At 71.9% G+C, this 18,026-nt stretch carries 14 protein-coding genes; 8 read left to right on the top strand and 6 right to left on the bottom strand.

Going from position 1 to position 18,026, the window contains the following annotated elements:
* The first annotated feature begins 16 nt into the window (after positions 1–16).
* From ACZ7L6_RS00655 to ACZ7L6_RS00635, 5 genes are all read left to right on the top strand, one after another.
* Positions 17–1,861, top strand: a complete 1,845-nt coding sequence (locus ACZ7L6_RS00655; RefSeq protein ID WP_471919754.1) for a lasso peptide isopeptide bond-forming cyclase — start codon at positions 17–19, stop codon at positions 1,859–1,861.
* Between the two features lie 24 nt (positions 1,862–1,885).
* Entirely contained in the window at positions 1,886–2,140 is a 255-nt protein-coding gene (locus ACZ7L6_RS00650) for a lasso peptide biosynthesis PqqD family chaperone (protein ID WP_471919753.1), read from the top strand.
* The gene (locus tag ACZ7L6_RS00645) at positions 2,137–2,562 is read left to right on the top strand and encodes a lasso peptide biosynthesis B2 protein (protein ID WP_471919752.1); all 426 of its coding nucleotides are present in this window, start codon (positions 2,137–2,139) and stop codon (positions 2,560–2,562) included. The genes ACZ7L6_RS00650 and ACZ7L6_RS00645 overlap by 4 nt, the downstream gene beginning before the upstream one ends.
* Positions 2,559–4,433: an ABC transporter ATP-binding protein gene (locus ACZ7L6_RS00640; protein WP_471919751.1), complete on the top strand. Its 1,875-nt coding sequence runs from the start codon at positions 2,559–2,561 to the stop codon at positions 4,431–4,433. Before ACZ7L6_RS00645 ends, ACZ7L6_RS00640 begins: the two co-directional genes overlap by 4 nt.
* Positions 4,434–4,636: 203 nt before the next feature.
* Positions 4,637–7,186, top strand: a complete 2,550-nt coding sequence (locus ACZ7L6_RS00635; RefSeq protein WP_471919750.1) for an ATP-dependent Clp protease ATP-binding subunit — start codon at positions 4,637–4,639, stop codon at positions 7,184–7,186.
* A gap of 3 nt (positions 7,187–7,189) precedes the next feature.
* Here ACZ7L6_RS00635 and ggt read toward each other — a convergent pair whose 3' ends face one another.
* Positions 7,190–8,989 carry a gamma-glutamyltransferase gene (gene ggt, locus ACZ7L6_RS00630; protein ID WP_471919749.1) on the bottom strand — a complete coding sequence of 600 codons (1,800 nt, stop codon included), beginning with the start codon at positions 8,987–8,989 and terminating at the stop codon, positions 7,190–7,192.
* A 119-nt stretch (positions 8,990–9,108) separates the two neighbouring features.
* Between ggt and ACZ7L6_RS00625 the strand changes: the two genes are divergently transcribed.
* Entirely contained in the window at positions 9,109–9,867 is a 759-nt protein-coding gene (locus tag ACZ7L6_RS00625) for a hypothetical protein (protein WP_471919748.1), read from the top strand.
* 116 nt (positions 9,868–9,983) lie between these two features.
* Positions 9,984–11,552: a CocE/NonD family hydrolase gene (locus tag ACZ7L6_RS00620; protein WP_471919747.1), complete on the top strand. Its 1,569-nt coding sequence runs from the start codon at positions 9,984–9,986 to the stop codon at positions 11,550–11,552.
* Positions 11,553–11,776: 224 nt separating this feature from the next.
* On the opposite strand, the gene ACZ7L6_RS00615 is transcribed toward ACZ7L6_RS00620, so the two are convergent.
* Positions 11,777–12,520 (bottom strand): amino acid ABC transporter ATP-binding protein, encoded by a 744-nt coding sequence (locus ACZ7L6_RS00615; protein WP_471919746.1) that lies wholly within the window; start codon positions 12,518–12,520, stop codon positions 11,777–11,779.
* A 137-nt stretch (positions 12,521–12,657) separates the two neighbouring features.
* Complete coding sequence (locus ACZ7L6_RS00610; RefSeq protein WP_471919745.1) at positions 12,658–13,065, bottom strand: DUF6278 family protein; 408 nt, start codon at positions 13,063–13,065, stop codon at positions 12,658–12,660.
* 183 nt (positions 13,066–13,248) lie between these two features.
* On the opposite strand from ACZ7L6_RS00610, the gene ACZ7L6_RS00605 reads away from it, so the two are divergent.
* Positions 13,249–15,018, top strand: coding sequence for an SGNH/GDSL hydrolase family protein (locus ACZ7L6_RS00605; protein WP_471919744.1), 1,770 nt, complete (start codon positions 13,249–13,251; stop codon positions 15,016–15,018).
* A gap of 83 nt (positions 15,019–15,101) precedes the next feature.
* Here the strand turns inward: ACZ7L6_RS00605 and ACZ7L6_RS00600 are convergent, their stop codons facing one another.
* Genes ACZ7L6_RS00600 through pcaDC form a run of 3 tightly spaced genes read right to left on the bottom strand, consistent with a single transcriptional unit; the run spans position 15,102 to position 17,931 of the window.
* Complete coding sequence (locus tag ACZ7L6_RS00600) at positions 15,102–15,881, bottom strand: exodeoxyribonuclease III (protein ID WP_471919743.1); 780 nt, start codon at positions 15,879–15,881, stop codon at positions 15,102–15,104.
* A gap of 56 nt (positions 15,882–15,937) precedes the next feature.
* Complete coding sequence (locus ACZ7L6_RS00595; protein ID WP_471919742.1) at positions 15,938–16,573, bottom strand: MBL fold metallo-hydrolase; 636 nt, start codon at positions 16,571–16,573, stop codon at positions 15,938–15,940.
* A 56-nt stretch (positions 16,574–16,629) separates the two neighbouring features.
* Positions 16,630–17,931, bottom strand: a complete 1,302-nt coding sequence (pcaDC, locus tag ACZ7L6_RS00590; protein ID WP_471919741.1) for a bifunctional 3-oxoadipate enol-lactonase/4-carboxymuconolactone decarboxylase PcaDC — start codon at positions 17,929–17,931, stop codon at positions 16,630–16,632.
* Between the last annotated feature and the right edge of the window lie 95 nt (positions 17,932–18,026).

Raw genomic sequence — 18,026 nt, 5'->3', positions numbered from 1 at the left:
GCACTGACCCGACGTCATGACTGAACTGCACGAAAGTGCGGGGACGGGCCCCGGCGACGCGCACTTCACGGTCTTTCCGGACCGTGCGGACGCGGCCGCCGTGGCCCGCTCCTTCGCCCGCCCCGGTAGCCGGACCCTCGCACACGCGTCGGGCCGGCCCTGGCTGGTCGGCCACTGGCACGACGACGAGATCGTCACCGCGAGCGCCGGAAGTGCCACCCTCGCCGTCATCGGCTGCTGCCCCGTCGAGGCAGTGCAACTGCGGCGTACGGCCGCACGACTGAGGGATCTGTCGGAACTCGACGCGGCGGCCCGCTCCCTCCCCGGCAGCTTCCACCTCGTCGCCGCCCTCGACGGACAGGTCCGGGTGCAGGGCACCGCCTCCGGACTGCGGCTGGTCTTCCACGCGGAGATCGACGGCGTCCGGGTGGCCGCGACCCGCGCCGACACGCTCGCCGCCGCGCTCGGCCTCGACCCCGATCCGCAGGAGCTGGCCGTCCGGCTGCTGTGGCCGGCCCCCTACCCCCTGTTCGAGACCTCCCTGTGGCGCCCGGTCACCGCCGTGCCCCCGCAGGACGCCGTGATCGTCGCCGCGGACGGGCGGACCGTACGGCACACCCGGTGGTGGACGCCGCCGGAGCCGGTGCGGCCACTCGCCGAGGCGGCGCCCCTGATCCGGACGGCGCTGGAGGAGGCCGTGGGCGCGCGGACCCGGCCGGGCGGCGTGGTGAGCTGCGACCTGTCCGGCGGCCTGGACTCGACCTCCATCTGCTTCCTGGCCGACCGTTCCCCCGCCCACGTGGTGGCCAGCACCTGGCCGGGCCGCGATCCGGCGGACACCGACCTGCACTGGGCGGAGCGGGCCATCAAGCACCTCCCGGACGTCGAACACGTGGTGTGGGACGCCGACGCCTCGCCGCTGGTCTATGAGGATCTGCTCGGCATCGACGACCTCCTCGACGAGCCCACCATCGGCGTCATGGACCGCTCCCGGGTCCTGCACCACCTGCCGGGCCTCGCCGCACGCGGCAGCCGGTTGCACCTGACCGGAATCGGCGGCGACCACGTGGCATGGTGCTCCGACGCGTACTACCACCGGCTGCTGCGCACCCGTCCACTGTTCGCCCTGCGCCAGTTGCGCGGGTACCGGGCGCTGTGGCAGTGGCCACTGGGGGACACGGCCCGCGCCCTCGCCGACTCCCGGCCGTACGGGAAGTGGCTCGCCGACGGAGCGAGCCGGCTGCGTGGCCCGTTGCCCTCGTCCGTCGCGACGAGTCTCGGCTGGGGCATGGCCCCGCGCCTGTTCGACTGGGTGACCCCCGAGGCCGAGCGGATGGCCCGCCGGGCACTGCTCGACGCGGCGGCCACGGCCTCGCCGCTGCACCCGGACCGTGGACTGCACACAGACCTGGAGCAGATCCGCTCGTGCACGCGAGTCATCCGGCAGTGGGACCGGATGGCGGCGCGCGCGGGTCTGCCGATGGCCTCCCCCTTCTTCGACGACCGCGTCGTCGAGGCGTTCCTCGCGGTCCGTCCGAGCGAGCGCGTCACTCCCTGGCGGTACAAGCCCGTCCTGAGCGCCGCGATGCGCGGAATCGTGCCCGATGACTGCCTGCGGCGGGCCAACAAGGCGACGGCCGCCATGGACGCCGCCAACGGACTGCGCCGGCACCGCGGTGACCTGCTGGCCCTGTGGGAGGGCTCACGGCTGGAGGCGCTGGGCCTGGTGGACGGCGCCGAGCTGCGCCGCCTCGCCCAGCGCCCGACCTCACCGGGCCTCTCCGAAGCCATCCTCTACTCCACCATCGCCGCCGAGGTGTGGCTGCGGGGGCTGTCCCACAGCCGTGCCCGCACTCCCTGAGAACCCCGTCAGAAAGGCGAGCGCATGCCCTTGCGGTTCGACGCGCACATTTCCACGGCCGAGACCGACTACGGCACCGTACTTCTGGACGAACGAGCCGGTACCTACTGGGAGTTGAACCCGACCGCCACCCTTGTGGTCCGTACCCTGCTCGACGGCGGCGAGGAGGCGGACGCGACCGCCGCCCTGGTCCGCGAGTTCGAGATCGACCGGGCACAGGCCCAGCGGGACGTCGAGGCGCTCGTCGGTCATCTGCGTGAGGCGGGACTGGCCTCATGACGACACCCAGCGCGCTGGAACGCCCCACCGGTGTGCCCCTCGGCCACCGCCTGGCCGCCCTCCTCGTCCTGCTCCCCGCCGTCGCCCTCGCCCTCCTGCCACCCCGCCGCATCCGCGCCGTGCTGGGCGTGGTGCGGCGCGGTGCCGCACCCGCCACCACCGCGCAGGCCCAGGACGCGCGCGACGCCATGTGCGCCGCCAGCCTGCGCTGCGCCGCCCCGAAGGGGTGCCTGCCGCGCTCCCTGGGGGCCGCGCTGCTGTGCCGGCTGAGGGGGACGTGGCCGACCTGGTGCACCGGAGTGCGCGTCGTCCCGCCCTTCACCGCGCACGCCTGGATCGAAGCGGAGGGCCGCCCGGTGGGCGAGGGCGTACCCGACGGCTATTTCGCCCGGCTGGTGGCCGTCGAGCCGGCAGACCTGTGAGCGACGGGACGGTTGCGGACGCCGGTCCGGCGGCGGGCAGCACGGTCTCGGACCACGGGCGCCACGAGTCCGCCGACGAGGACCGGTCGACCCGCGCGGCCGTGGCCACGTTGTACGGGCTCACCGCCGGGCACCGGACCGCCGTCGCCGTGGCCACCGCACTGACGCTGGCCGGCTCCGCGCTGGGGCTGGCCCAGCCGCTGGTGGCCCGGCACGCCGTGGACGCGAGCGGCCGCGGCCAGGTCGTCTGGCCGCTGCTGGCACTCCTCGGCGCACTGTTCCTCGTGGAAGCGGCGATCGGGTCGGCGGGGCGCTTCCTGCTGGAGCGGATGGGCGAGGGCGTCGTACGGCAGCTCCGGCTCGGCCTGGTGGGGCGGCTGCTCCGGCTGGAGATGCGGGAGTACGACCGCCACCGCAACGGCGACCTCATCTCCCGGGTCACCGCCGACACCACCCTGCTGCGCGAGGTCGTCTCGCAGGCCCTGGTCGACCTGGTGACCGGAAGCCTCGTCGCCGCCGGAGCGGTGATCCTGATGGCGTGGCTCGACCCGCTGCTGCTGCTTCTGGTCGCGCTCACCGTGGCCGTCGCCGCGGCCGTGGTCACCTCGCTGCTCCAGGGCCTGCGGAAGGCGTCCGAGCGAATGCAGGACTCGGTCGGCGCCGTCGCCGCGGACCTGGAACGGGCCCTGGGCGCCCTGCCCATGGTCCGGGTGCACCGCGCCGAGGACCGCGAGGCCGCCCGCATCGGGGGCCGGGTCGAGGAGGCCTACGACGCGGGGGTGCGCACCGCGAAGCTCGCCTCCGTCATGAGTCCCGCCGTCGAACTCGCCGTCCAGGGCTCCTTCCTCATCGTGCTCGTCGTCGGTGGTCTGCGGGTCGGCGGTCACGCCGGGTCCCTCGGGGACCTCGTCGCGTTCCTGCTGTACGCCTCGTACCTGGTCCTGCCGCTGTCCTGCGTTTTCCACGCGGTGGGTCTGGTCCAGCGCGGCATGGGCGCATACCGGCGTGTCGACCAGGCGCTGCGCCTCCCCGTGGAGCACACGGGCCCGGCGGCCGGGCGGACCCGCCACCGGCCGCCGCCGTCCGTCCCCGCCGGCCGGCCGGCGCTCGCCCTGCACGACGTCCGCTTCGGTTACGCCCCGGGCCGGCCCGTGCTGTCGGGCGTGTCCTTCTCCGTCCCGCACCGCCGGCACGTGGCCCTGGTGGGCCCGTCGGGAGCCGGCAAGAGCACGGTCTTCGCACTGGTGGCGGGGTTCTACGAACCGGACGCGGGAACCGTGCTGTTCGACGGGCGCCCCGCCGCCGAACTTGGCCGCGACGCCTGCCGCCGACGCATCGCGGTGGTGGACCAGAACACTCATGTCGTCCACGGCACCCTGCGGGAGAACATCACCTACGCCGTGCCCGACGCCCCGGACGCCGAGATCCGGCGGGTCCTCGCACTGGCCCGGCTGGAGGAGCTCGTCGACCGCCTCCCCGGCGGGCTGGACGCCGTCATCGGTGAACGCGGCAGCACCCTCTCGGGCGGCGAACGCCAGCGCGTCGCCCTGGCCCGCGCCCTGCTCGCCCGCCCCGCGCTCCTCCTCCTGGACGAGCCCACCTCCCACCTCGACGCGATCAACGAGGCGGGGCTGACCACGGTGATGAAGGACGTCGCCCAGGAATGCGCCCTGCTGGTCATCGCCCACCGCCTGTCCACGGTGCAGCACGCCGACCACATCGTCGTGCTCCGCCAGGGCCGTACCACCGCCCAGGGACGCCACGAGGAGCTGCTGGTCCGGGACCCCCTCTACCGTGACCTGGCCACGAGCCAGATGCTGCGCCCCGGCGGGACGCCGGCGGACCACGACGGAGGTCGGGCCCACGGCTGAGGCGGACGCCTCCGAGCGGGCCCTGCCACGCGCACCGGACCGCCGCAGGCGGCGGGCAGCGCCCGGGACCCGCGTTCCTGCACATGCCCGCTGAGCCAGAACGTGCCATCGTGGCATGAGCGTGCCCGAACCCGGTTACCCGGCCTCGGCACGTCGACCAGCGAGGGCGTCCCTGCCCGCGAGGGACGCCGGATGGGAACGCCATGACCAGCGGCTTCAGTGGTCCGGAGGACTACGACCCCTTCGGAGAATTCCTCGCCCGCTTCTTCGGCGGACCGCGCCCCGGTCCCCGGCAGATCGACATCGGCCGACTGCTCAGTCAGCCGGCCCGGGAGCTGGTGCGCGGTGCCGCCCAGTACGCCGCCGAGCACGGCAGCCGCGACCTGGACACCCAGCACCTGCTGCGGGCCGCCCTGTCCGCCGAGCCGACGCGGTCGCTGCTCAGCCGGGCGGGCGCGGATCCCGACTCGCTGGCGACGGAGATCGACGAGCGGTCGGGCCCGGTCCAGCACCCGCCGGGCGAGGCCCCGCCGCCGACGTCGCTGTCCCTCACCCCGGCCGCCAAGCGCGCCCTGCTGGACGCGCACGACCTGGCCCGGGCGCGCGGCGCCGGTTACATCGGCCCCGAGCATGTGCTCAGCGCCCTCGCCGCGAACCCCGACTCGGCCGCCGGGCACATCCTCAACGCGGCCCGCTTCGCGCCGTCAGGCCCGCCCCAGACGCCCGAAGCCCCCCAGGTCGGCCCCCGCGTCGACCAGCGGCCCCGCGTCGACACCGGTACGCCCACCCTCGACAAGTACGGCCGCGACCTCACCGACCTCGCCCGCCAGGGCCGTATCGACCCGGTGATCGGCCGGGAGGAGGAGATCGAGCAGACGGTCGAGGTGCTGTCGCGGCGCGGCAAGAACAACCCGGTGCTCATCGGTGACGCGGGTGTCGGCAAGACCGCGATCGTGGAGGGCCTGGCCCAGCGGATCGCCGACGGAGATGTACCGGACGTGCTCAGCGGCCGCCGGGTGGTCGCCCTCGACCTGACGGGCGTGGTCGCGGGCACCCGCTACCGGGGCGACTTCGAGGAGCGGCTCAACAACATCGTGGGCGAGATCCGCTCGCACTCCGACCAACTGATCGTGTTCATCGACGAGTTGCACACCGTCGTGGGCGCCGGAGGCGGCGGTGAGGGCGGTTCCATGGACGCGGGGAACATCCTCAAGCCGGCCCTGGCGCGCGGCGAGCTGCACATCGTGGGCGCGACCACGCTGGAGGAATACCGCAGGATCGAGAAGGACGCGGCGCTCTCCCGCCGCTTCCAGCCGATCCTCGTCCCCGAGCCGACGACCGGGGACGCGATCGAGATCCTGCGCGGCCTGCGCGACCGCTACGAGGCCCACCACCAGGTCCGCTACACCGACGAGGCGCTCGTCGCCGCCGTGGAGCTGTCGGACCGCTATCTCACCGACCGCCGCCTGCCGGACAAGGCGATCGACCTGATCGACCAGGCGGGCGCCCGGGTACGCCTGCGCGCGCGGACCAAGGGCACGGACGTACGTGCCATGGAGCGCGAGGTCGAGCAGCTGTACCGGGACAAGGACCAGGCGGTCGCCGACGAGCAGTACGAGCAGGCGACGCAGCTGCGGGACCGTATCGTCGAGTTGAAGCAGCGCATCGCGGACGCGTCCGGCGACGAGGACGTCGACGAGGGCATCGACCTGGAGGTCACCGCCGAGGCGATCGCGGAGGTCGTGTCCCGGCAGACCGGCATCCCGGTGAGCAGCCTCACCGAGGAGGAGAAGGACAAGCTGCTCGGCCTGGAGGAACACCTGCACGAGCGGGTCGTCGGCCAGGACGAGGCGGTGCGCGTGGTCTCCGACGCGGTGCTGCGCTCCCGGGCCGGGCTCGCCAGCCCCGACCGGCCGATCGGCAGCTTCTTCTTCCTCGGCCCGACGGGCGTCGGCAAGACCGAGCTGGCCCGGGCGCTCGCCGAGGCGCTGTTCGGCAGCGAGGAGCGCATGGTCCGCCTGGACATGAGCGAGTACCAGGAGCGGCACACCGTCAGCCGACTGGTCGGCGCCCCACCCGGCTATGTCGGCCACGAGGAGGCCGGCCAGCTCACCGAGGTCGTCCGCCGGCACCCCTACTCACTCCTCCTCCTCGACGAGGTGGAGAAGGCGCACCCGGACGTCTTCAACATCCTGCTCCAGGTGCTGGACGACGGCCGGCTGACCGACTCCCAGGGCCGGACCGTCGACTTCACCAACACGGTCATCGTGATGACCAGCAACCTGGGTTCGGAGGCGATCACCCGGGGCGGTACCGGGATCGGGTTCGGCGCGGGTGACGCGGAGGCCGACGAGGAGGCGCGGCGCGAGCGGATCCTGCGGCCGCTGCGGGAGCACTTCCGGCCCGAGTTCCTCAACCGCATCGACGAGGTCGTCGTCTTCCGCCAGCTGACCCACGACCAGCTGGAGCGCATCACCAACCTGCTGCTGGACAAGACCCGCCGCCTGCTGCACGCCCAGGGCGTCTCGGTCGACTTCACCGACACGGCCGTCGACTGGCTCTCCGAGCGCGGCTACCAGCCCGAGTACGGCGCCCGCCCGCTGCGCCGCACCATCCAGAAGGAGGTCGACAACCAGCTCTCCCGGCTCCTCCTGGACGGCCGGATCGGCGAGGGCGGCCGGGTGACGGTGGACGTGGAGGACGGACGGCTCGCCTTCCGTACGGAGGAGTTGCCGCCCGCCCCCGAGCTGTGACGGCTACGAGGCAGGCCGTACGACCATCGCCGAGCCGCCGCCCCGCCGTACCGTCTCGGCTGCCGCGAGCCACTTCCCGTTGGGCAGCCGCTGCACACCGGTCGCCGCCCCGATCTCCGGGTTCTGCCGGAAGCCGTGCCCGATCGCTTCCAGCTGCGCATTCAACGGGCTGTTCCACAGGCCCGGTTCGAGTTCGGTGGTGGTCTGGTTGCGCTGGCTGGCGCGCGGCGCGGCGATCGCGTCGACGAGTGGCAGCCCGCGGTCGAGGAACCCGGTCAGGGTCTGCAGCACGGTGGTGATGATGGTCGCGCCACCGGGCGAACCGAGCGCCACGACGGGCTTGTTGTGCTGGTCGAGGACGATCGTCGGGGACATCGAGGAGCGCGGTCGCTTGCCGGGCCCCGGCAGGTTCGGGTCGTGGACGGACGGGTTGGCCGGGGTGAAGGAGAAGTCCGTCAGCTCGTTGTTGAGGATGAAGCCACGGCCCGGGACCGTGATGCCGCTGCCGCCGGTCTGCTCGATGGTGAGCGTGTACGAGACGACGTTCCCCCACTTGTCGGCCACCGTGAGGTGCGTCGTGCTGTCGCCCTCGTAGGTGGTGGGGGCCGCCGTGCCGCTCGCGTCGCAGGCCGCCGGGTTGCGCGGGTCGCCCGGCGCGACCGGGCTGGTCAGCACCGCGTCGTCCTTGATCAGGCACTCCCGCGAGTCGGCGTACCGCTGCGACAGCAGCTCCTTCGTCGGTACGTCCTCGAAGGCGGGGTCGCCGACCCAGCGACCGCGATCCGCGAAGGCGATCCGGCTGGCCTCGATGTAGCGGTGCAGGTACTGGACCTCGCTCGCCTTCGACAGGTCCGTGCTCTCAAGGATGTTGAGGGCCTCGCCGACGGTAGTGCCGCCGGAGGAGGAGGGCGCCATGGAGTAGACGCCGAGTCCCCGGTACGCAGTCTTCGTCGGGGCCTGCGACTTGACGCGGTAGGCGGCCAGGTCCTTGGCGGTCAGGTCACCGGGGCGGGCCTTCCAGCCTGAACCCGGGTCCACGGGCGGGTGGTTGACCGTGTCGACGATGTCCTCGGCGAGGTCGCCCCGGTAGAGCGCCCCGGCGCCCTTCCTTGCCAGCTCGGAGTAGGTGCGGGCGAGGTCGGGGTTCTTGAAGGTGGAGCCGACGACGGGGAGTCGGCCGTCCGGGAGGAACAGCTTCGCGGTGTCCGGGAAGTAGCGGAACCGGGTCTCGTTGGCGGCGGTCTGCGCGCGGAAGGTGTCGTCGACGGTGAAGCCGTCCCGGGCGAGCCGCTCGGCGGGCTTCAACAGGGTGCCGAGCCCCTTGCTCCCCCACTTGTCCAGGGCCTTCTGCCAGGTGGCGGGGGTGCCCGGGGTTCCGACGCTCAGGCCGCTGCTGACGGCCTCGGCGAAGGGGATCGCCGTGCCGTTCTCCACGAACAGGTCGGAGCCGGCGGTCAGCGGCGCCGTCTCGCGGCCGTCGAGGGTCTGTACCGTACGGGACTTGGCGTCGTAGTAGACGAAGTAGCCGCCTCCGCCGATACCGGCCGAGTAGGGCTCGGTGACGCCGAGCGCGGCGGCCGTGGCCACGGCGGCGTCGACGGCGTTGCCGCCCTTGCGCAGGACCTCGATGCCGGCCGCGGAGGCGTCCGCGTCGACGCTCGACACCGCGCCGCCGTAGCCGACGGCGACCGGGACCTTCTCGACTTCCGTGCCCCCGGCGCCGGGTGGCGCTGCCGCCCCCACCGAGACCACGGCGGCCGAGACCGCCAGGACCGACAGTTTTCGTGCGACAGGGCGACGCATCCGCACCTCCAGTCAGGGACCGTTCGCGCAGCCTATTCGATCGGCATGGCCCCGTCAGCCCGCCCACACCAGGCTCTGCTCGAACACGGGTTTGCGATCGCCCGCTAGCATGCGCGCCCATGAATGACGACGTACGCAACATCGTCCTGGGCGTGGTCGCGGCCGGCATCAGCGCCGCGCTCGGCTGGCTGGCCCGCACCTACTTGTGGAAGCGCAAGCTGCGCCGCAAGCAGGCATTCTTCGGGCTGCCCGACAACGCCGAGTCCCTGCTCGTGGTGAACCGCGGGGCCGGCGGACCCGAGCTGACGGTGATGCGTTACGACGTGTTCGCGCTCCTCGAACTGGCCGCCCTCATCAAGGACTGCAACGCCCACGCCCAGATCATCCCGCACGACGCGGCACGCCAGGGCTTCGGCGAGCGCACCGAGTTCTGCGTCGGCGGCCCGGCGTCGAACCGCCGCATGATGGCCCACCTGGCCTCCCTGCTGCCCGGTGTGCGGGTGAACGTCGACGCCGAACCCGGCCCGGACCGGGGCGCCTTCCAGATCGGCTCCGAGCGCTACCGGGTGGAGGTCGGCAAGGAGGAGTACGCGCTCCTCGCCCGGCTCACCGTCGACCAGAGCCACGGCACGCGCCCCGTCTTCCTGTTCTGCGGCCAGACCGCGATCACCAACCAGGCCGCCACCCGCTACCTCGCCCGCAACCACGAGCGACTGACCCGCAAGCACGGCAACGGCTCCTTCGTCCTGCTGCTGAAGGTGGTCAACTCGCAGGCGTACGGCCCGGATGTGGTGGAGCTGGTCGCGGACGTCACGCGGGCGGCGCAGGCGCCCCTGCCGGCACCGGCGGCTCCGCGCAATACCCACCGCGCCTCCTGAGGTTCATCACATTCCGGTAATCGTTACTGGCACGTAACTTACCGACGGGTTACTTGCGGTAAGGGGCCCCGGTTACCGTTCGGTCACTTTGCACTGACACGAGTGAGGAGTGACCCGTGGGACACCATCGCAAGGCCCTGCGTACGACCGCCGTGGGCGCCGTCTCCGCGACTCTGGTCGCCGGTAGCGCCCTCGGGCTCGCCCCCGCCGCCCAAGCCGCCACGAACGACGTCCGCTTCGTCGACATCACCGGCGACGGCGGCACCACCCTCAAGGCGAACGTCGTCACGCCGGCCGGCGCCGACGGCACCCGCCGCTACCCGCTGCTCGTGCTGCCCACGAGCTGGGGCCTGCCGCAGATCGAGTACGTCGCACAGGCCCAGAAGCTCGCGAACTCGGGCTATGTAGTGGTCACCTACAACGTGCGCGGCTTCTGGCAGTCGGGCGGCGAGATAGAAGTGGCGGGACCGCCCGACACAGCCGACGCGTCCAGGGTCATCGACTGGGCGCTCGCCAACACCCCTGCGGACGCGGCCCACATCGGCATGGCGGGCGTCTCGTACGGCGCCGGCATCAGCCTGCTGACAGCCGCGCAGGACAAACGAGTCAGGGCGGTCGCCGCCCTCAGCGGCTGGGCCGACCTCATCGACTCGATCTACTCCGGCCGCACCCAGCACGTCCAGGCGGCCGCACTGCTGGACGGCGCGAGCCTCGTCACCGGCCGCCAGAGCGCCGAAGTCCGGCAGATCTTCGACGACTTCTACGCCTCCAACCTGTCCAAGGAACAGGACATGATCAACTGGGGGAAGAAACGTTCTGTCGCTACATACGTGGACCAACTGAACGACAGCGGGGCCGCGGTCATGATGGCGAACGCCTGGGGCGACACGGTCTTCCCGCCCAACCAGTACGCGGACTTCTACGAGAAGCTGACCGGCCCGAAGCGGCTGGAGTTCCGGCCCGGCGACCACGCCACCGCCGAGCTGACCGGACTGTTCGGCCTGCCCAACGACGTCTGGACGGACACCGAGCGCTGGTTCGACCACTACCTCAAGGGCGAGGCCAACGGCATCGACGGCGAGCTGCCCGTCCGTCTCAAGTCCCGCTCCACGGGCGGCTACGAGGGCTACCCGGACTGGAAGTCGGTGGGCGCGACGAACAAGAAGATCGCCCTCTCGGGCACGACCACCATCCACACCAACGTCAACTCGGGCGCGGACGGCGGGGTCGTCTTCCTGTCCAGCATCCTCGACCAGGTGGCCCAACTGCCCCCGGTGGCCTCGATCCCCCTGATCCCCCGGCGCTGGGCGGCCGTATGGCAATCGGAGAAGTACGCCACGGCGCAACGCGTGCGCGGCACGGCGAAGTTGCACACCACGATCACCCCGACCAAGGAGAGCGGCACCCTCGTCGCCTACCTCTACGACGTGGGCCCGCTCGGCCTCGGCAAGCTGGTCAGCAACGCGCCGTACACCTTCCACGGACGTACGCCCGGAAAGCCTTTCGCCGTCGACCTGGAGCTGTACTCCACGGCCTACGACGTACCGGCAGGGCACCGGCTCGCCCTGGTCGTCGACACGGTCGACCCGCTCTACATCGAGCACAACCCGTCCGGCGCGCGGCTGACCTTCTCCTCGCCGGCGAACGACCCGTCGTACGTGTCGGTTCCCCTGCGCGAGCAGTGATCTCCGGCCGGCGCCGGCCGGGTATGGCTCTATGACTGCTGCCCCCTGCTGCCCCTGGATCCAGGGGCGGTGGGGGGATCCCCACCCGGCAGCAGCGTCCCTGGTCGTGGCCGGGGCCACCGCCACGGCCTTGGGGACGGACGGACCATCGTAGTCGAGGTCGGACACGGCGAGGATTCCGGCGTGGAAAACGCCGTTGGTCTCGGCATGGTCGTGTTTTCCGCTCAGTGGTGGAGGATCTTCGACAGGAAGTCCCTGGCGCGCTCGCTGCTGGGATTGGTGAAGAACTCGTCGGGGCTGCGGTCCTCGACGATGCGGCCGTCGGCCATGAACACGACGCGGTTGGCGGCCGAGCGGGCGAAGCCCATCTCATGGGTGACGACGATCATCGTCATACCGTCACGGGCGAGTTGACGCATCACCTCCAGAACCTCGTTGATCATCTCGGGGTCGAGCGCGGAGGTGGGCTCGTCGAACAGCATCGCCTTCGGGCCCATCGCGAGGGCGCGGGCGATGGCGACGCGCTGCTGCTGGCCGCCGGAGAGCTGTGCCGGGTACTTGTCCGCCTGGTCGGCCACGCCGACGCGGTCGAGGAGTTCGCGGGAGCGCTTGTCGGCGTCCTCCTTCCGGCGCCCTCGGACCTTGACCTGGCCCAGCGAGACGTTCTGCAGGACCGTCTTGTGGGCGAAGAGGTTGAAGGACTGGAAGACCATGCCCACTTCGGCACGCAGCCGTGCGAGCGCCTTGCCCTCCTCGGGCAGTGGCTGACCGTCGAGCAGGATCGTCCCGGACTGGATGGTCTCCAGCCGGTTGATGGCCCGGCACAGCGTCGACTTCCCCGAACCCGACGGGCCGATGACCACGACCACCTCGCCCTTGGCGACGGTGAGGTCGATGTCCTGCAGTACGTGCAGGTCCCCGAAGTACTTGTTGACGTCACGCAGCTCGATCAGTGGATCGCCAGCCATGCCCAGCCCCAGTCATGTTCAGCTGTGTAGCGGTGGCCGCAAACTATCCGGGCAGGAGTGGACTTAATATGCGACACGCACTTTTCGGGCATAAGCCGTATTTACACCGCTCTTATGTTGCGGTGCAGGCCCGGACCTCATGCCTCCGCGACCTCCGCGTACAGCTGCGACAGCTCCGGCACCCCGTTCGCGGCCCACTCCTGCCCCGAGGTCACGACATCGAACTCACGGCCGGAGGCCAGCCGGACCACCGGCTGGCCGTCCGGCCAGATCTCCCAGGCGGCTCCGGGCACGGTGCGCACGAGGACGGTGCCGAGATACAGACCGGCGTCATTGCCCAGCCAGGGCAGGACCTCCTCGTCGTCCCGCCAGCGCGGCAACAACTGGTCGAGCGCCTCCAAGGAGGCCGCCGTGTCATCGAGTTCGATCCCCGCCCGGGACGCGTGGGAACGCAGGAGTTCGCACTCGGAGAGGAGTTCGGCGAGGCCCTCGGGGTCGGGGGCTCCGCGCTTCTCGGGCCGGCGGCCCAGAAAAGGGATCTTCATACACCCAGCGTGTCATTCGTACCGGCGTACGCACCACAGGCGCGCGGAAGGCTGATTCGGGTCTGGTTCACGCCGACTTCGGGCATGGCTCGTTGACGAGCACCAGGTGCCTCTCTACCTTCGCGATGCGTCTTTCGTCTCGTCGTGAACGGTCGTGCGCTGCGTGAACGAGAGGAGTCGGCCGTGCGCCGATGTCTGTGGGGTTCCACCGTCGTCCTCGCCCTGTTCGCCACCCTGGTGCCGATCGGTTCGGCACACTCCGCCCCCGGCGCGAGAGCCGAGCCGCTCCCATTGGAGCGGCTCTTCGACAACACGGCGGTGAGCCGCGACGCCCGGCCGGGCGAGGCCGACTTCGACGGCTCGGGCGGCTCCCTGTCGGCGCAGGACCTGTCGGCCGCGGGCTGGACGCCCGGCCGCACACTCACCGTGCAGGGCGCCCGGCTGACCTGGCCGAAGCGGCAGCCCGGCCGGCCGGACAACGTCCTGGCCGACGGACAGAACGTGCGGGTGCGCGGCCGCGGCGACGCGCTCGCCTTCCTGGCGGCGGGCACCGGCGGCATCGACGCCGACGGCACGGGGACGGTGTCGTACGCCGACGGCACGCGGACGTCCTACAGCCTGACCGCCCCCGACTGGCGCACCGGCCCGCTCGCCACCAAGGCGGTCGCGCTGCCGCACATCAACACGCCGCGCGGTCAACTCACCGAGCGGGCACGGCTGTACGTCGTGACAGTGCCGCTCGCCCCGGGGCGCACGGTCGTCTCGGTGCGGCTGCCCCGCGCGGCCGGGCTGCATGTCTTCGCGGTGGCCGTGCGGGCCGCGACCCCGGGCTGGACGGGGAGTTGGTCGGCGGCGACCGGCGGCTATCCGGCCGTGGGGCCGTGGAGCGACCGGACGCTGCGGCTGGTGGTGCACACCTCGGCGGGCGGGCCGCGGGTGCGGCTGCGGTTCGACAACACCTTCGCGGCGGTTCCGGTGCGGATCGGGAGCGCCACGGTGGCGGTGCAGAAGGCGGGCGCGGCAGCGCGGGGCAAGCCCGTCGCGGTGTCCTTCCGGGGTGCGGCGGGCGTCGAGATCCCGGCGGGGGCGCAGGCCTACAGCGATCCGCTCGGCTTCGCGGTGCCCGCGGACACCAATCTGCTGGTCAGCTTCCATCTGCCCGGCACCGTGCCGGCCGCTCCCGTGCACCGGCTCGCGCAGCAGCGGTCGTATCTGAGCGGACCGGGCGACCACACGGCGGACGGCTCCGGGGCGCCGTACGGCACGGTCCTGACCAGCTGGCCGCTGCTGACGGGCGTCGACGTGAGCGGCGGGCCGGGGTCCGTGGTGCTGCTCGGGGACTCGATCACCGATGGGGACAAGTCCTCGGTGGACGCCAACCGGCGGTGGCCCAATGTGCTGGCCACACGGCTGCTGAACCAGAGTGTGGTCCCGCGCTACGGGGTGCTGAACCAGGGGATTTCGGGCAACCGTGTGGTCAGCGACCGCTATCCCGGTGACGGGGTGTCGACGGACACGGCCGGGGTGAGCGCCTTGTACCGGTTCGACCGGGATGTTCTGGCCCAGACGTCGGTGCGTACGGTGGTTGTCTTTGAGGGCGTCAACGATGTGCGGTGGGGCACGACCGCGGAGCAGGTGATCGCCGGACTGCGCTGGATCGCGGACAGGGGGCATGCGCGCGGGCTGCGGATGCTGGCGGCGACGATCCTGCCGTGCGAGGGGGAGGCGCGGTGCACGGCGGCAGTCGACGCGGAGCGGGTCAAGGTGAACCAGTGGATCCGCTCCGGCGTCGCCGGGTTCGACGGCGTGCTCGACTTCGACGCGGTGGTACGGGATCCGGCGCGGCCTTCCCGGATGCTTCCTGCGTATGACAGCGGGGACCATCTGCATCCCGGCGATGCGGGGCTCGCTGCGCTGGCTGGATCGGTGGATCTGCGGGGGCTTGTGCGGTAGCCCTCGGGGTGGCGGCAGCACTGGCCCTCGGCGTGCGGCAGCCGCCTGGGGGCTGCCGCCCCCAGACGGGCTGGGAGGCTTCTCTACACGTCGAGATCCACGACCACCGGCGCGTGGTCCGACGCGCCCTTGCCCTTGCGCTCCTCGCGGTCCACGTAGGCGTCGGTGACCGACTTGGCGAACGGCTCGTTGCCGTACACCAGGTCGATGCGCATGCCGCGGTTCTTGGGGAAGCAGAGCTGGCGGTAGTCCCAGTAGGTGTAGGGGTGGTCGTACTTGAGGGGGCGCGGGACCACGTCGGACAGGCCGGACTCGCGCAGGGCGGTGAGGGCGGCGCGCTCGGCGGGGGTGACGTGGGTGAGGCCCTCGAAGGCGGCCACGTCGTAGACGTCGTCGTCCGTCGGGGCCACGTTGTAGTCGCCCAGCACCGCGAACGGGCGGCTGCCGCCCGCGTCGCCCGCGACGGCGGCCTTGAGGGCCTCGAACCACTGGAGTTTGTAGGCGTAGTGGGGGTGGTCCACCTCACGGCCGTTCGGCACGTACACCGACCAGACGCGGATCGGGCCGCAGGTCGCGGAGATGGCGCGGGGCTCCACGGCGCCGTCGTAACCGGGATCGCCGGGCAGGCCCTTGACGACCTCCTTGAGGCCTACGCGGGAGAGCACCGCCACGCCGTTCCACCGGCCGGTGGCGTGGACCGCCGCCTCGTAGCCGAGGTCGCGCAGCGGGTCGAACGGGAACTGGTCCTCGGCGACCTTGGCCTCCTGGAGGCACAGCACGTCGGTGCCGCTGCTCTCCAGCCAGGCCAGGAGCCTCGGCAGGCGGGCGGTGATCGAGTTCACGTTCCAGGTGGCGATGCGCATGCCCAACAACCTACCGGGCGGGTACGACAATGCGGTTCCGCCCGGGGTGGGCCCGCTCACACCTGGGCCGAGTCTCCCGGCGTCAGGCGCAGGTGCTCGGCGCCGCCCAGGCCGCCGATCTGGCGGTCGTAGATCGGGCGGGCCAGGTCGGTGAGCAGGGCGTCGTGGATGTCGTAGGCGCGCTGCGGCTTGATCTCGCGGACGTAGTCGATGACTTCCGCGATCTTGTTCCAGGGGGCCATCACCGGGAGCATCAGCGTCTCCACCGGGTGGTCGGGGACGGTGAGGGCGTCGCCGGGGTGGAACACCTTGCCTCCGTCGATGAGGTAACCGACGTTGGTGATGCGCGGGATGTCCGGGTGGATGACCGCGTGGAGTTCGCCGTGGACCTGGACGTCGAAGCCGGCGGCCGTGAAGGTGTCGCCGTGGCCGACGGTGTGCACACGGCCCGGGAAGGCGGAGGAGATCTTCTCGGCGACCGATGCCAGGGTCCAGATCTCGGCGGCCGGGTTGTTCTCCATGGCGGCGCGCAGGCGCAGTTCGTCGAAGTGGTCGGGGTGCTCGTGCGTGACGAGAATCGCATCCGCGCCGAGCGCGGCGTCCTCCTCGCTGAATCCTCCCGGGTCGAGGACGAGCGTCTGCCCGTCCTTTTCCAGCCGGATGCAGGCGTGCGACTTCTTCGTGAGCTTCATGGGTCCATCCTGGCAAGCACCCGTTCCGGATGCTCACTCCTGCAGCGCCCGGATGCTCACTCCTGGAGTGTGGTCTCCTCCCTTATGACCTGCTGGGCGACCTTGAACGCGCTGTTCGCCGCCGGTACGCCGCAGTAGACGGCCGCCTGCAGCAGCACTTCCTTGATCTCGTTCGGGGTGAGGCCGTTGCGCAGGGCCGCGCGGGTGTGGAAGGCGAGTTCGTCCATGTGGCCGCCCGCGACCAGGGCGGTGAGAGTGACACAGCTGCGGGAGCGCCGGTCGAGGCCGGGTCTGTCCCAGATCTCGCCCCAGGCGTACCGGGTGATGAACTCCTGGAAGTCCCCCGAGAACTCGTCCGCCTGCTCCAGCGCCCGGTCGACGTGCGCGTCGCCGAGCACCTCGCGCCGGACCTTGATCCCGGCGTCGTACGGGTCCCGTCGTCCCGTCGGCTGCGCCAGCACGGCGGCCGGGGCTATCTCGGCGACCGGCGCGGGCTGCGGGGGCGCGGCGAGGACCGGCTTGACGGGGGCGGCCTGGATGGCGGCCATCTGGCCGGTGGTGGAGTCGTAGGCGGGCTGCTGCCAGGCGGTGGAGAAGTGCCGGACCAGCAGGTCGGTGACGGCGGCGGGCTGTTCGACCGGCACGAGGTGGGAGGCTCCGGGGACGACGGCGAGGCGGGCGTCCGGTATGCCGGCGACCAGGGTGCGGGCCTCGGCGGGGCCGGTGACCTGGTCGTCCGAGCCGACGAGGACGAGGGTGGGCACGGTGACGCCGCCCAGCTGGGGCCGTACGTCGAAGGCGGCGAGTGCCTCGCAGGCGGCGATGTAGCAGCCGGGGTCGGTGGTGCGCACCATCTGCACGGCCCACTCGGTGATCGCGGGCTGGGCGGCGGCGAAGCCGGAGGTGAACCAGCGGTCGGGCGAGGTGCGGGCGATGGGGTCGAGGCCGTTCGTGCGCACGATCACACCTCGCTGCCGGAACTCGTCGGCCGTGCCGAAGCGGGGCGAGGCGGCGATCAGGGCGAGCGAGGCGAGGCGCTCGGGGTGACGCAGGGCCAGCTCGATGCCGAGGGCGCCGCCGAGCGCGCAGCCCGCGTAGCCGAAGCGCTGCACGCCGAGGCCGTCGAGGGTGGCGAGCAGCCGCTCGGCGAGGTCGGCGACGGAGCCCGCCGGGTACGCGGGCGCGCCGCCGTGTCCCGGCAGGTCGAACCGGAAGACACGCCACTGCTGGGCCAGCTCGGGGACCTGCCGGTCCCACATGTGCCATGTCGTACCGAGCGAGGGGCCGAGGATGAGGACCGGGGCGTCTTCCGGGCCGTCGAAGCGGTACTGGAGGGCAGGGGTCTTCGTCTCACTCACCGCTCCACGCTAACCGCCCCGTTCGAACGCCGGACCCCTGGGCCCCAGGTCCTCACACCTGGCTCCCGCAGATCGGCGGCGAACTCTCACACGGC

This window comes from Streptomyces sp. NPDC107522, from assembly GCF_055657525.1.
The sequence above is the reverse complement of the archived record's forward strand: the minus strand, read 5'-3'. Positions and strand labels throughout refer to the sequence as shown.